The organism is Streptomyces sp. NBC_01335 (genome assembly GCF_035953295.1).
Taxonomy (GTDB): Bacteria; Actinomycetota; Actinomycetes; order Streptomycetales; family Streptomycetaceae; genus Streptomyces.
On the sequence record NZ_CP108370.1, the window covers coordinates 2,024,631 to 2,036,842 of the forward strand.

At 74.5% G+C, this 12,212-nt stretch carries 12 protein-coding genes and 1 pseudogene; 6 read left to right on the forward strand and 7 right to left on the reverse strand.

Annotation, left to right across the window (positions count from 1 at the left end):
* Nucleotides 1-20: 20 nt before the first annotated feature.
* The 4 genes from OG599_RS08355 to OG599_RS08370 all read right to left on the reverse strand — a co-directional run bounded on the left by OG599_RS08355 (nucleotide 21) and on the right by OG599_RS08370 (nucleotide 3,230).
* Complete coding sequence (locus OG599_RS08355; RefSeq protein WP_327175319.1) at nucleotides 21-710, reverse strand: response regulator transcription factor; 690 nt, start codon at nucleotides 708-710, stop codon at nucleotides 21-23.
* Nucleotides 707-1,963: a sensor histidine kinase gene (locus OG599_RS08360; RefSeq protein WP_327175320.1), complete on the reverse strand. Its 1,257-nt coding sequence runs from the start codon at nucleotides 1,961-1,963 to the stop codon at nucleotides 707-709. Before OG599_RS08360 ends, OG599_RS08355 begins: the two co-directional genes overlap by 4 nt.
* Before the next feature lie 194 nt (nucleotides 1,964-2,157).
* The gene (pspAA, locus tag OG599_RS08365) at nucleotides 2,158-2,436 is read right to left on the reverse strand and encodes a PspA-associated protein PspAA (protein WP_327175321.1); all 279 of its coding nucleotides are present in this window, start codon (nucleotides 2,434-2,436) and stop codon (nucleotides 2,158-2,160) included.
* 8 nt (nucleotides 2,437-2,444) lie between these two features.
* Nucleotides 2,445-3,230, reverse strand: coding sequence for a PspA/IM30 family protein (locus OG599_RS08370; RefSeq protein WP_327175322.1), 786 nt, complete (start codon nucleotides 3,228-3,230; stop codon nucleotides 2,445-2,447).
* Nucleotides 3,231-3,540: 310 nt separating this feature from the next.
* Here OG599_RS08370 and OG599_RS08375 point away from each other — a divergent pair, with 310 nt between their 5' ends.
* From OG599_RS08375 to OG599_RS08385, 3 genes are all read left to right on the forward strand, one after another.
* On the forward strand, nucleotides 3,541-4,137 hold the full coding sequence (locus tag OG599_RS08375) for a DUF3043 domain-containing protein (protein ID WP_327175323.1): 597 nt from the start codon (nucleotides 3,541-3,543) through the stop codon (nucleotides 4,135-4,137).
* 59 nt (nucleotides 4,138-4,196) lie between these two features.
* Nucleotides 4,197-4,940, forward strand: coding sequence for a class I SAM-dependent methyltransferase (locus OG599_RS08380; RefSeq protein ID WP_327179966.1), 744 nt, complete (start codon nucleotides 4,197-4,199; stop codon nucleotides 4,938-4,940).
* Nucleotides 4,941-5,098: 158 nt separating this feature from the next.
* Entirely contained in the window at nucleotides 5,099-6,178 is a 1,080-nt protein-coding gene (locus OG599_RS08385) for a S1C family serine protease (protein ID WP_327175324.1), read from the forward strand.
* Nucleotides 6,179-6,422: 244 nt separating this feature from the next.
* On the opposite strand, the pseudogene OG599_RS08390 reads toward OG599_RS08385, so the two are convergent.
* Nucleotides 6,423-6,629: pseudogene (locus OG599_RS08390) on the reverse strand (hypothetical protein); the annotation flags it as partial.
* A gap of 181 nt (nucleotides 6,630-6,810) precedes the next feature.
* On the opposite strand from OG599_RS08390, the gene OG599_RS08395 reads away from it, so the two are divergent.
* Nucleotides 6,811-8,013, forward strand: coding sequence for a bifunctional adenosylcobinamide kinase/adenosylcobinamide-phosphate guanylyltransferase (locus OG599_RS08395; protein WP_327175325.1), 1,203 nt, complete (start codon nucleotides 6,811-6,813; stop codon nucleotides 8,011-8,013).
* 81 nt (nucleotides 8,014-8,094) lie between these two features.
* Here the strand turns inward: OG599_RS08395 and OG599_RS08400 are convergent, their stop codons facing one another.
* Entirely contained in the window at nucleotides 8,095-9,057 is a 963-nt protein-coding gene (locus tag OG599_RS08400; protein WP_327175326.1) for an SGNH/GDSL hydrolase family protein, read from the reverse strand.
* Between the two features lie 337 nt (nucleotides 9,058-9,394).
* Between OG599_RS08400 and cobT the strand changes: the two genes are divergently transcribed.
* Nucleotides 9,395-10,531 carry a nicotinate-nucleotide--dimethylbenzimidazole phosphoribosyltransferase gene (gene cobT / locus OG599_RS08405; RefSeq protein ID WP_327175327.1) on the forward strand — a complete coding sequence of 379 codons (1,137 nt, stop codon included), beginning with the start codon at nucleotides 9,395-9,397 and terminating at the stop codon, nucleotides 10,529-10,531.
* 7 nt (nucleotides 10,532-10,538) lie between these two features.
* Here the strand turns inward: cobT and OG599_RS08410 are convergent, their stop codons facing one another.
* Nucleotides 10,539-11,300 carry a hypothetical protein gene (locus tag OG599_RS08410; protein WP_327175328.1) on the reverse strand — a complete coding sequence of 254 codons (762 nt, stop codon included), beginning with the start codon at nucleotides 11,298-11,300 and terminating at the stop codon, nucleotides 10,539-10,541.
* 88 nt (nucleotides 11,301-11,388) lie between these two features.
* On the opposite strand from OG599_RS08410, the gene OG599_RS08415 reads away from it, so the two are divergent.
* Nucleotides 11,389-12,168: an adenosylcobinamide-GDP ribazoletransferase gene (locus OG599_RS08415; RefSeq protein WP_327175329.1), complete on the forward strand. Its 780-nt coding sequence runs from the start codon at nucleotides 11,389-11,391 to the stop codon at nucleotides 12,166-12,168.
* Nucleotides 12,169-12,212 lie beyond the last annotated feature (44 nt).

Genomic DNA, 12,212 nt, shown 5'->3' on the forward strand with positions numbered 1-12,212 from the left:
CGCGCCGCCCGGCGCCGGGGTCACGCGCCCCGGGGGCGTACCAGTCCCGACTCGTAGGCGATGACGACCAGTTGGGCGCGGTCGCGGGCGCCGAGCTTCGCCATGGCCCGGTTCACATGGGTCTTGACGGTGAGCGGGCTGACGGCGAGGCGTTCGGCGATCTCGTCGTTGGAGTGCCCGGCGGCGACCTGGACGAGCACCTCGCGTTCGCGGACGGTGAGCGCGTCCAGCCGTTCGGCGTGGGCGGCGGCGTCGGGCAGCTCGTCCGAGGAGGCCGCCTGCGCGAGGAAGGTGGCGATCAGCCCCTTGGTCGCCACCGGGGAGAGCAGCGCCTCGCCGGCGGCGGCGACGCGTATCGCCTGGAGCAGCTCCTCGGGTTCCGCGCCCTTGCCGAGGAAGCCGGAGGCCCCGGCCCGCAGCGACTGCACGACGTACTCGTCCACCTCGAAGGTGGTCAGCATGACGACCCGTACGCCGGACAGCGCCGGGTCCGCGCTGATCAGCCGGGTCGCGGCGAGGCCGTCGGTGCCGGGCATCCGGATGTCCATCAGCACCACGTCGGGGGCGGTGGCGCGGGCGAGTTCCACCGCCTGGGCGCCGTCGGCCGCCTCGCCGACGACCCGCATGTCGGGTTCCGAGTCGACCAGCACCCGGAACGCGCTGCGCAGCAGCGCCTGGTCGTCGGCGAGCAGCACCCTGATCACGCTCACGCGAGTCCCCCCGTGCGATCCGGAGCGCCCGGTCGGGCGTCCACCGGGAGGATCGCATGCACCCGGAACCCGCCGCCGTAGCGGGGGCCGGCCGTGAGGGTGCCGCCGAGCGCGGTGACGCGTTCGCGCATGCCGAGGAGGCCGTGGCCGCCGCCGAGTCCGCCCTGGGCGGGGACGGCGGGGGTGCCGCGGCCGTTGTCGAGCACGGTCACCTCGGCCACGGCTCCGACCCGTACGACGCTGACCTCGGCCTTCGTGCCGGCTCCGGCGTGCTTGCGCACATTGGTCAGGGCTTCCTGGACGACCCGGTACGCGGCCAGGTCGACGGCGGCGGGCAGCGGGGCGGCCTGCTCGGGGCAGGCGACCTCGACGGGGAGTCCGGCGTTGCGGAAGGTGGCGACCAGTTCGCCGAGGACGGCGAGGCCGGGCGCGGGTTCGGTGGGGGCGGTGGGGTCGCCGGACTGGCGCAGCAGCCCCACGGTGGCGCGGAGTTCGTTGAGCGCGGAGCGGCTGGCGTCCCGTACGTGCGCGAGCGCCTCCTTGGCCTGGTCGGGGCGCTTGTCCATGACGTGGGCGGCGACCCCGGCCTGGACGTTGACCAGCGCGATGTGGTGCGCGACGACGTCGTGCAGGTCGCGGGCGATGCGCAGGCGCTCCTCGGCGACCCGGCGGCGGGCCTCCTCGTCCCGGGTCCGCTCGGCGCGTTCGGCGCGTTCCCGGATCGCGTCGATGAAGGCCCGGCGGCTGCGTACGGCGTCCCCGGCCGCCCCGGCGAGGCCGGTCCAGGCGACGACGCCCAGGTTGACCTGGCTGTACCAGGGGGCGGCGCCGAAGATCATCGCGGTGGCGGCGAGCGCGCCGCTGGTGACCAGTCCGACCCGCCAGGTGGTGGGCCGGTCGGTGCGGGAGGCGACGGTGTAGAGGGCCACGACCGCGCTCATCACCACCGGTCCCGGCGGGTCCACCACCACGAACTCCACGACCGACAGGCAGCAGGTGAAGCCGAGCACCTGGAGGGCCCGCCTCCTGCGCAGCACCAGCGCCGCGGCGCCGAGCAGCATCAGGACGACGCTGGACACGGCGGGGGTCCGCGAGCCGAAGGAGGGCCCGTGGTGGCCGGGGCCGCCGGAGTCGGCGAAGGAGGCCACGAGCATGGTCCCGAGGACGGCGAGGGCGAGCGCCGCGTCGAAGGCGAGCGGGTGGTCCCGCAGCCAGCGGCGGGCGCGCGCGAGTCCGGTTCCGAGGGTGGTCACGTCGGGCAACGGTACGGCGTGCGGAAAGCGGGGCGGCCGGGGCGGCGGGCATCGCGCTCCGGTACGCCCCCGTGCACGTACGTGCGCGCCCCGAGGGGATCCCGGTACGCACGCACACGCGCCGCCGCCCGCCCGGGGGTCCGGGCGGGCGGCGGCGCGGAGTGGAGCGCTCGGCGCGCGTGCGGTGGATCGGGTCAGCCGGGGATGAGCCCGTCGTCGTGGAGCATGGCGCGGACCTCTTCGAGGGTGGCGTCGGGAGACGGCAGGATCAGCTCGGACGGCTCCAGGGAGTCGTCCGGCAGCGGCGAGCCCAGCTCGCGCACCCGGCCGAGCAGGCGGTGCAGCGTGGTGCGGAAACCGGGTCCGTCACCACGCTCCATCTCCGCGAGCAACTCGTCGTCGAGCGTATTCAGCTCGGCGAACGTGCCGTCGGCCAGTTCTACCTGGCCCTCCCCCATGATCCGTACGATCATGACCGTCCTCAGCTCTTGTCGTACCGGTGCGGTGACTGCTGCTGGGAGCCGGGCGCGGTGCCCTCGGTGCCGCCCTCGATGGCCTGCTGGCCCGCCGAGGTGCCGCCGGCCAGTTCGGCCTTCATCCGCTGGAGCTCCAGCTCCACATCCGTACCACCGGAGATGCGGTCCAGCTCGGCGGCGATGTCGTCCTTCGCGGTGCCGGTGGGGTCGTCCAGGGCGCCGGAGGCCAGCAGCTCGTCGATCGCACCGGCCCGGGCCTGCAGCTGCTGCGTCTTGTCCTCGGCCCGCTGGATGGCCAGGCCGACGTCGCCCATCTCCTCGGAGATGCCGGAGAACGCCTCCCCGATGCGGGTCTGCGCCTGGGCCGCGGTGTAGGTGGCCTTGATCGTCTCCTTCTTGGTCCGGAAGGCGTCGACCTTGGCCTGGAGCCGCTGGGCCGCGAGAGTGAGCTTCTCCTCCTCGCCCTGCAGCGTCTGGTGCTGCGTCTCCAGGTCGGTGACCTGCTGCTGGAGGGCGGCGCGACGGGAGAGCGCCTCGCGGGCGAGGTCCTCCCGGCCGAGCGCGAGGGCCTTGCGGCCCTGGTCCTCCAGCTTGGACGACTGGCCCTGCAGCTGGTTCAGCTGCAGTTCCAGCCGCTTGCGCGAGGTCGCCACGTCGGCGACTCCGCGGCGCACCTTCTGCAGCAGTTCCAGCTGCTTCTGGTATGAGTAGTCGAGGGTCTCGCGCGGGTCCTCGGCCCGGTCGAGGGCCTTGTTCGCCTTCGCGCGGAAGATCATTCCCATCCGCTTCATGACACCGCTCATGGGCTTCGCGCGCCCCCTTCTTGACGACTGAGCTCCAGCACTCCGACAGAACCCACAGTACGGGCCCTGCATCCATTACCGCACTGTTCGGGGCCCGATGTGCTCCTCCCCAAGGACGACTGCGGCGGGCAACCGCTCCCGCCCGAGGAGTACGCGGCGGACGCGGGCCGACCGGGCCGGATGCCCTGGTTGTCCCGGTGTCGCCCCGGTGGGTACACCGCTGAGGACGCGGGCCGTTGCCGGATCGTTCCCGCCCGGTCCGACTGCCCGCCCACCGGACCCCGTACCCTTGGGTTTTGTGTTCCGTAGCCGTTCCAAAGAAGAGAAGGCCCCCACCGGCAAGGTGACGGCGGACCTCTCCACCCAGTCCCGCGACCCCCAGGCTCCCAAGGGTCGCCCCACGCCGAAGCGCAGCCAGGCACAGACGCAGCGGCGTCGTGCCTCGACCGCGCCGGTCGACCGCAAGGAGGCGGTGAAGCGCTCGCGCGAAGCACGCCGGGTCGACATGGCCAAGCAGCGCGAGGCCCTCGCCTCCGGCGACGAGCGCTACCTCCCGACCCGCGACAAGGGTCCGGTGCGGCGCTTCACCCGTGACTTCGTGGACTCGCGCTTCAGCATCGCCGAGTGGTTCCTGCCGATGGCCGTGATCATCCTGGTCCTCAGCGTGATCCAGATCCGGAACATCCAGAACATCTCGCTGCTGCTCTGGCTCGGCGTGATCGTGCTGATCGTGCTGGACTCGATCGGCCTGGCGTTCCGGCTGCGCAAGCAGCTGCGCATCCGCTTCCCGGACACCCCGCAGCGCGGCGCGGTCGCCTACGGCCTGATGCGTACGCTCCAGATGCGCCGGCTGCGGCTGCCGAAGCCGCAGGTCAAGCGAGGAGAGCGGCCCTGACCGCGGGGGCCTCGGGATTCTCCGGAGGCTCCTCGACCTGGCTCGCCGGGCTGGGCGGACTGCGCAACGTCGTCCGCCAGGAGCTCGTGGCCCGGCAGCTGGACGAGCAGATAGCCGCCCGCTTCCCGGTGGGGCGGCGCCTGCGCGTCCTCGACGTCGGGCTGGGCCAGGGCACGCAGGCCCTGCGCCTGGCGCGGGCCGGTCACTCGGTGACCGGCCTGGACTCCGACCCCGCGATGCTGGCGTCGGCCCGTGAGGCGCTGGAGCACGAGCCCGAGGGCATCCGCGAGCGCGTCCGGCTGATCGAGGGCGACGGCTCGGAGACCGGTGTCCACTTCCTGCCCGGCACCTTCGACATGGTGCTCTGCCACGGCGTACTGATGTACGTCGAGGAGCCGGACGCCCTCCTTGCGGGGCTGGCCCGGGTGCTGGCGCCCGGCGGCCTCCTCTCGCTGGTCGTACGGAACGGCGACGCGCTCGCGATGCGCCCCGCGGCGGCCGGCGACTTCGGCTCGGCGCACGCCGCCTTCGACACCGCCCGCTACACCAACCGGCTCGGCCTCCAGGTCCGGGCCGACCGGCTCGACGCGCTGACCGCCACCCTGGCGGGGATCGCGGCGCCGCTGCACGCCTGGTACGGGGTACGCGTCTTCACGGACAACACCCCGGGCGACACTCCGCTGCCCGGGCCCGCCGAGCTGGAGCAGATCTTCGCCGCCGAGGAGCGGGCCGGCCGGACCGACCCGTACCGGCGGATCGCCGCGCTGCTCCACCTCTGCGGCGTACGCGGCGAACGGACCTGAGGACCTGACGCCCTCCCCCTGGTCGCGGGGCGACCGGGGGCTGTCCCGTCGGTCCGGCCGGTCCGGCACGCCGGGGGCGTGCACCGGGTCGTCTCCGTACGGTCCGTTCGGCCCAGCAGCACCCGCCGCCCGGCAGGGACGAACGGGATACTCCGGACATGGACGCATCCCTCTCCCGCCGCCGCGCGCGCCGGCTGCCGCTGTCCCTGGCCACAGGTCTCTGCGCCCTCGCCCTGGTGAGCGGCTGCTCCGACTCCGGCACGGCTTCCCCCGAGCCCGCGTCGGCGGCCCGGCAGGATTCCGCGTCCCGCGCCGTGGCCCAGCTGGAGTCCGACTACCAGCGGGTCATCAACGACGTGCTGCCCTCCGTCGTCCAGATCCAGACCGCCGACGGGCTGGGCTCCGGCATCGTCTACGACGACGACGGCAACATCGTGACCAACGCGCACGTCGTCGGCGACGAGAAGTCCTTCAAGGTCAGCGTCGCCACCGGGGAGAAGGTGCTCGGCGCCTCCCTGGTCTCGTCCTACCCGGACCAGGATCTGGCGGTCATCCGCCTCGACGACAGGCCGGACGGGCTGCGGGCGGCGAAGTTCGGCGATTCGGAGAAGGTGGAGGTGGGGCAGATCGTGCTGGCGATGGGTTCGCCGCTCGGCCTGTCCAGCAGCGTCACGCAGGGCATCGTCTCGGCGCTCGGCCGGACGGTCAGCGAGTCCCGGTCCGGCGGCGGCACGGGGGCGACCCTCGCCAACATGGTGCAGACCTCGGCGGCGATCAACCCGGGCAACAGCGGCGGGGCGCTGGTCAACCTGAACAGCGAGGTCATCGGCATCCCGACGCTCGCGGCGACCGACCCCGCCCTCGGCAACAGCGCGGCGCCCGGCATCGGCTTCGCGATCCCGGTGTCGACGGTGAAGACCATCGCGGACCAGATCATCGACAAGGGCACGGTCACCGACTCGGGGCGGGCCGCGCTCGACATCACCGGCCGCACGGTCGTCGACGACGACTACCAGCCCGCCGGCGTGGCGCTGGTGAGCGTGGCCCGGGGCGGGGCGGCGTACGACGCGGGGATGCGGGTCGGCGACATCATCACCCGGATCGGTGACACCGAGGTCACCACGATCACCTCGCTCGCGGAGGCGCTCGCCGCCGAGCAGCCCGGGGACCGGGTCGAGGTGACGTACACCCGCGGCGGTGCCACACGGACGGCCGAGGTCACGCTCGGGGAGATCTGACCCCGTCGGACGGATGCGTACGGGAGCGGGCGGTCCGGGAGTCTCCGGGCCGCCCGCTCCCGTACGGTCAGACGGCCTCCGCCTCCGGACCGGACGCGGCCGCCGCGTCGGGGGCGGCGGTGTCGGCGGTGCCGGTGGTGCCGGTGGTGCCGGTGGTGCCGGTGGTGTCGTCGGCCGCACCGGGTTCCGGGTCCGGCTCCGCGTCCGGCTCCGCGCCGGGCTCCGGGTCGGGCTCCGGCTCCGGCGCCGCTTCCGCGTGGAGGCTCATCGGGCCGTAGATCTTCGTGGAGTCGTCGAAGAGCGTCACCTGGTCCGCCCCGCCGTCCAGGAGTTCCTTCCAGAACTCGCCGATCCAGGACTCCGCGTCACCCTGCGTCGTGAATTCCTCCGGCTGCAACGCCGGCTCCGTCTCCGTACCGTCGGACTTCTCGAACCGCCACGTCCACGCCATGTCAGCCTCCTGGGTCCTGTTGCTGCCCCGAGCCTAGGGCCTCGACCCGCGATCCTGTGGTGATCGTGGTGAAGATTGCCGCCAGGGGTTCCGGGAACCGGGTGCGCCTTCACATCGCCGTCGTTCGGCCGGAGGCCGGGCCGGGCGCGCACGCCCGGCGCGCAGGCGGCAGGATCAAGACGTGGAACTGACTCTCCTCGGCACCGGAGCCCCCGGCGGGCTGCCCCGGCCCGACTGCCCGTGCGCCGTGTGCGCGACCGCCCGCGGCACGTCCGCGCGGGCCACGACGGCCCTCCTCGTCGACGACGCCGTGCTGCTCGACCTCACCCCGGGCGCGGCACTCGCCGCCGCCCGCGCGGGGCACTCGCTGGGCGGGGTGCGCCAGGTGCTGCTGACCCGCCCCCAGAACGGGCCCGCCGTCGAACTGCCCCCCGGGCTCCCCCGGCCCGGCCGGGTACCGGACGGGCAGGTGCTGACGCTGATCAGCGGGCACCGGGTGCGGGCGGTGCCCATGGACGCGCCGGGCACGGGGTACGAGGTCACCTCCCCCACCGGCGAGCGGCTGCTCTACCTGCCGCAGGGCGCCGCACCGGCCGGGCTGGCCGAGCCGTTCCCGGAGCCGTACGACCTGGTGGCCGGTGACGTGGTGGGACGGCCCGACGCGGTGGCGCGGCTGCGGGCGGTGGGCGCGGTCGGGCCGCTCACCGAGATCGTCGCCGTCCACCTGGACCACGACGCCCCGCCCGGGGCCGAGCTGGACCGCCGGCTCGCGGCGGCCGGGGCCCGGGCGGTGCCCGACGGGACGACGCTGGTGGCCGGGGAGTACCGCCCCCTCCCCGAGGTGCCCCGGCGCACCCTGGTGACCGGGGGCGCCCGCTCGGGGAAGTCGGTGGAGGCGGAGCTGCGGCTGGAGACCTTCCCCGACGTGGTGTACGTGGCGACGGGCGGCCGGCGGGACGGGGACACCGAGTGGGCCGCGCGCGTCGGACTGCACCGGGAGCGCCGGCCGTCGGCCTGGCGCACCGAGGAGACCTGCGAGATCGCGGAACTGCTGGGGGCGGACGGGCCGCCGCTGCTGATCGACTGCCTGTCGCTGTGGCTGACCGACGCGATGGACCGGGTGGACGCCTGGGACGACGGCCGGTGGGCGGACGGCGGTGAGAAGGCGCTGCGGGCCCGGGTCGCGGAGCTGGTCGCCGCCGTGCGGGAGACCTCGCGGACCGTGGTGGCGGTGACCAACGAGGTCGGTTCCGGCGTGGTCCCGGCGACGGCGGCGGGCCGGCGGTTCCGGGACGAGCTGGGGCGGCTGAACGCGGCCTTCGCGGCGGAGTGCGAGACGGTGCTGCTGGTCGTGGCGGGGCTGCCGGTGGTGGTGCGCGGGTGACCGGCGGGGCCGGGGCGCCGGACGGCGCACCCGGCCCCACGTGGAAACGGTGCCCGGACCGTGCCCGGACCGGGGCAGCCTCTACCTCAGCCGGTTCAGTACCGCGTTCGCCATGGCCTGCTCGCCCTTGGCGTTCGGGTGGGCGGGTGCCGCGGGCGAGGCCGGCACGAGCGGCTCGATCCAGCGGTCCTCGGGGGCCTTGCACATGTCGCGCCCGACGGTGGGCCCGTAGGTGTCGACGTACTCGGCACGGTTGCGGACCGCGACCGTGCGGAGCATCGCGTTGAGCCGCTTCTCGGTGTCCCGCAGATAGGGGAAGTCCCCGGCCGCGAAGGGCACCGCGGGAAAGCAGCCGCTGCCGTCGTCGGGCAGCAGGTCGGGGTAGCCGACGACCAGCACCCGGGCGTGCGGCGACCGCGCGTGCACGGCCCGCAGGACGCGCTCGATCTTCGGGGCGGTCCGCGCGACGGCCTCGGTCAACCGGTCCGTCCCGGAGGAGGTGTAGTGGCTCCGGCACGGGTCGCCCGCCGGATCCTGGACGCCCAGACCGGCGCAGGTGGCGATGATGGACCCGAACCCGATGTCGTTGCCTCCTATCTGGAGCGTGACGAGACCGGTGTCGCGGCGGAGCGCCTGAAGCTGCGGGGCGTTGGCGCCCTGCGCGGTCCACATCTGCTCGGTCGTCGCACCGCCGCAGCTCACGTCCTCGAACGCGGACGCCCGCTTCCACCGGGCGACCAGGGAGGGGTAGTTGCGGGCGGAGCGGGCGCAGCCGAGGTCGGCCTGCGGAGGGATGCCCGGCCCCGAGGTGTACGAGTCCCCGAGCGCGACATACCGCGGGCCGTGCGCCGGACCCCCTCCGTGCCCGCTGCCGTGCCCGGAACCCCCGTGCCCGGGTCCCCTGCCGTGCGCGGCGGCCGGGGTCACCGAGGCCATGAGCAGCACACAGCTCCCGAGCGCGGCCCCCACCGCCACCGCCCGCGCCCGGCGCCTTGCCGCCGTACCCGTGCCCGTGCCCGTGCCCGCAAGTCCGTTGTCCGCCATGTGCGTTCCTCCCCGTAAGACCTGGACGCCGCCACGCGAAGCCGGCACCGCACGACACGACGGAGCTTGTATACCGCCGGGTAGCTCCACGCGGCCAGAGGCAGGCGGCGGCAATCTCTTCCAGGAGCTCTTCCGCGGGCTCTTCCGCGGGCTCTCCCTCGGACTCCTCCGGCCCGCCCGGAGCACGCACGCCGTGGAGGCGCGGGCGGAGTGGTCGGCAGGTGCCCTCGGGGCCGGTCGGGGGAAGGGTGCAGCGGATACTGTCCGGATACTGTTCCGCAGGGAGCCCGCCCGTGGGCTCCGGCCCCCGACGCAACGACCCGCGAGGCAGACCTCCGTGAACCTGGACGACTTCTCCGACCTGATCGAGCGCCCCGACGGCGGTGTGCGGCGCGACGCCGAGGACCGCCGGGGGCGGCTGATCGTCCCGCCCGGCGCGCTCGGCAGGCTCGACGAACTGGGCGAATGGCTGTCCGCCGCGCAGCAGACCGTGCCGGTCCGGCCGGTGGACCAGCCGCGCGTGGTGCTCTTCGCCGGTGACCACAAGGTCGCGGAGCTCGGCGTCTCCGGCCGCGCCGCGGGGAGCGCGTACGAGCTGGTCCGCGACACCCTGGACGGGGCGAGCCCGCTGGCGGTGCTGGCCCGGCGGTTCTCGGTGCCGGTACGGATCGTCGACGCCGGTCTGGACTGCGACCCGGAGCTGCTGCCGGAGTCCGTGGTGCGCAGCCGGGTGCGGCGGGGCGCCGGGCGGATCGACGTCGAGAACGCGCTGACCGCCGAGGAGGCGGCCGAGGCCGTGGCGCTGGGCATCCGGATCGCGGACGAGGAGGCGGACTCCGGTACGGACCTGGTGGTGCTGGGCGACCTCAGTGTGGGCGGCACGACGGCGGCCTCCACCCTGATCGCCGCGCTCTGCGGCACCGACGCCTCGGTGGTGACCGGGCGCGGCGGCGCGGGGATCGACGACCTGGCGTGGATGCGCAAGTGCGCCGCGATCCGGGACTCGCTGCGCCGGGCCCGTCCGGTCCTCGGGGACCAGCTGGAGCTGCTGGCGACGGTGGGCGGCGCGGACCTCGCGGCGATGACCGGGTTCCTGCTCCAGTGCGCGGTGCGCCGGCTCCCGGTGATCCTGGACGGCGTGGTCTCGGCGGCCTGCGCGCTGGTGGCGCAGCGGGCCGCGTTCCGGGCGCCGGACTGGTGGCTGGCCGGGCACGCGAGCGGTGAGCCGGCGCAGGCGAAGGCGCTGGACCGGATGGCGCTGACGCCGCTGCTCGACCACGGGGTGACGGTCGGCGGGGGTACGGGCGCGCTGCTCGCCCTTCCGCTGGTGCGGGCCGCCGCCGCGTTCGCCGCCGAACTGCCGGAGCGCGAGCCGGAGAAGCCCGCCGACGAGCCCGCCGAGGAACCGGACGCCGAGCGGGGCGACGAGCAGAGTGGCGAGCAGGCCGAGGCCGTGGCGGACCCGGCCGTCTGAGTACGGGTCAGGGCTTCGGACCGGGCAGCGGTACCCGGTCGGGGGCCCCGCCGATCAGGTCCTGGAACCTGCGGCGGGGCCCGGCCCAGCGCACGTCGTGGTGGTAGGCGCGCAGCACCGCGCGGGCGCGGGCCCTGTGGCGGCGGCCGTAGAACCGCTTGGCCCACGGTGAGGCGGGGCGGGCCAGGCGGAGGGCGCCGATCAGCGCCACGAAGGGGACGAGGGCGCCGACGACCGCCATCCGCGCCTTGCCCTTGAAGAGGGTGATCAGCACGAAGAGGAAGTTGACGATCATCGTCAGGACGAGGCCGAGACGGCCGTTCTCCTGTTCGTCCGTCAGCTCGTCCACCCCGAAGGGCGAGAAGCCCGCGAGAGCCAGCAGCACGAGCGAGGTCGTCAGCACGACCATCTCCACGCTCTGTCGGCCCTGCTCCGTCCAGTAGACGTCGTCCAGGTGCAGGATCAGCGCGAACTCGTCCAGCACCAGGCCCGCCCCGACCCCGAAGATCACCGCGAAGACCATCGCGGTGACGCCGTGCTGGCCGCTGGCGACCGCCCCGAAGCCACCGAGGACGGAGAGCACGACGCCGGGGACGACGTGGTGGACGTGGACACCGCCCGGGGTGATGTTGCGGAACGGTCCCTTCCCGGCCCGGATCATGCGGGTGATGGTGCGGGTGACGGCGAAGGTCAGCACGAACGCGGCCAGCGCGAGGAGCAACGGCAGCTTTCCCGGTTCGGTGATGTTGGTGTGCCACCAGTGACCCATGCCACCCTCTCCCGATCAGTCTCCCTTGTGCATATTCGTCACATCTTGTCCGATTGACCGGCGTTGCGCACGGGCTACCGTGCTCGCGGTGACCTCCCTGAACAGCCACGGCCTCCGCTTCGCCTTCGGCACCCTCACCGTGCTCCCCGTCCGCGTCACCCGCTGGGACCGCGACACCGCCCGTGCGGGCATGCTCTGCGCGCCGCTCGCCGGGCTCGTGGTGGGGCTGCTCGCGGCGGCGCTCGGTTCGCTGGCGCTGCTGGCCGGCTCGGGTCCGCTGCTCGCCGCCGTCGCCTCCGCCGCCGTACCGGCCGTACTCACCCGGGGCCTCCATCTGGACGGGCTCGCGGACACGGCGGACGGGCTCGGCAGCGGCAAGCCGGCCGAGGACGCGCTGCGGATCATGAAGCAGTCGGACATCGGGCCGTTCGGCGTGATCACCCTGCTCTTCGTCCTGCTGGCGCAGGTCGCCGCCGGTCACGAGCTGTACGGGCGCGGCTGGGAGCAGGGCGCGGTGGGCGCGGTGGTGGCCGGGGTCGCCGCCCGTCTCGCGCTGACCCTGGCCTCGCGCCGGGGCGTACCGGCGGCCCGCCCTGAGGGGCTGGGCGCGGCGGTGGCCGGCACGGTTCCGGGGCCGGGGGCGGCCCTGGTGGCGTTGGTCGCGGTCGCGGCCTGCGCCGCGGCCGGGTCGGTGTCCGGGGCGGGCGGGGTGCTGCACCACGCGCTGGCCGCGCTGCTGGCGCTGGGGGCGTCCGAGGTGCTGCTGCGGCACTGCGTGCGGCGGTTCGGCGGGGTGACGGGGGACGTGTTCGGCGCGGTGGAGGAGACGGCGGCGACGGCGGCCCTGGTGGTGCTGGTCCTCGGCTGACGGGAGGTCCGGGGGCCGTACGCGCAGCTCGGCCGGCGGGAGGT

Bases quoted from the DNA above. Each gene is read 5' to 3' on its own strand.
- pspAA (WP_327175321.1), bottom strand. From the start codon at position 2,436: ATGATCGTACGGATCATGGGGGAGGGCCAGGTAGAACTGGCCGACGGC.
- OG599_RS08370 (WP_327175322.1), bottom strand. From the start codon at position 3,230: ATGAAGCGGATGGGAATGATCTTCCGCGCGAAGGCGAACAAGGCCCTC.
- OG599_RS08385 (WP_327175324.1), top strand. From the start codon at position 5,099: ATGGACGCATCCCTCTCCCGCCGCCGCGCGCGCCGGCTGCCGCTGTCC.
- OG599_RS08400 (WP_327175326.1), bottom strand. From the start codon at position 9,057: ATGGCGGACAACGGACTTGCGGGCACGGGCACGGGCACGGGTACGGCG.
- OG599_RS08410 (WP_327175328.1), bottom strand. From the start codon at position 11,300: ATGGGTCACTGGTGGCACACCAACATCACCGAACCGGGAAAGCTGCCG.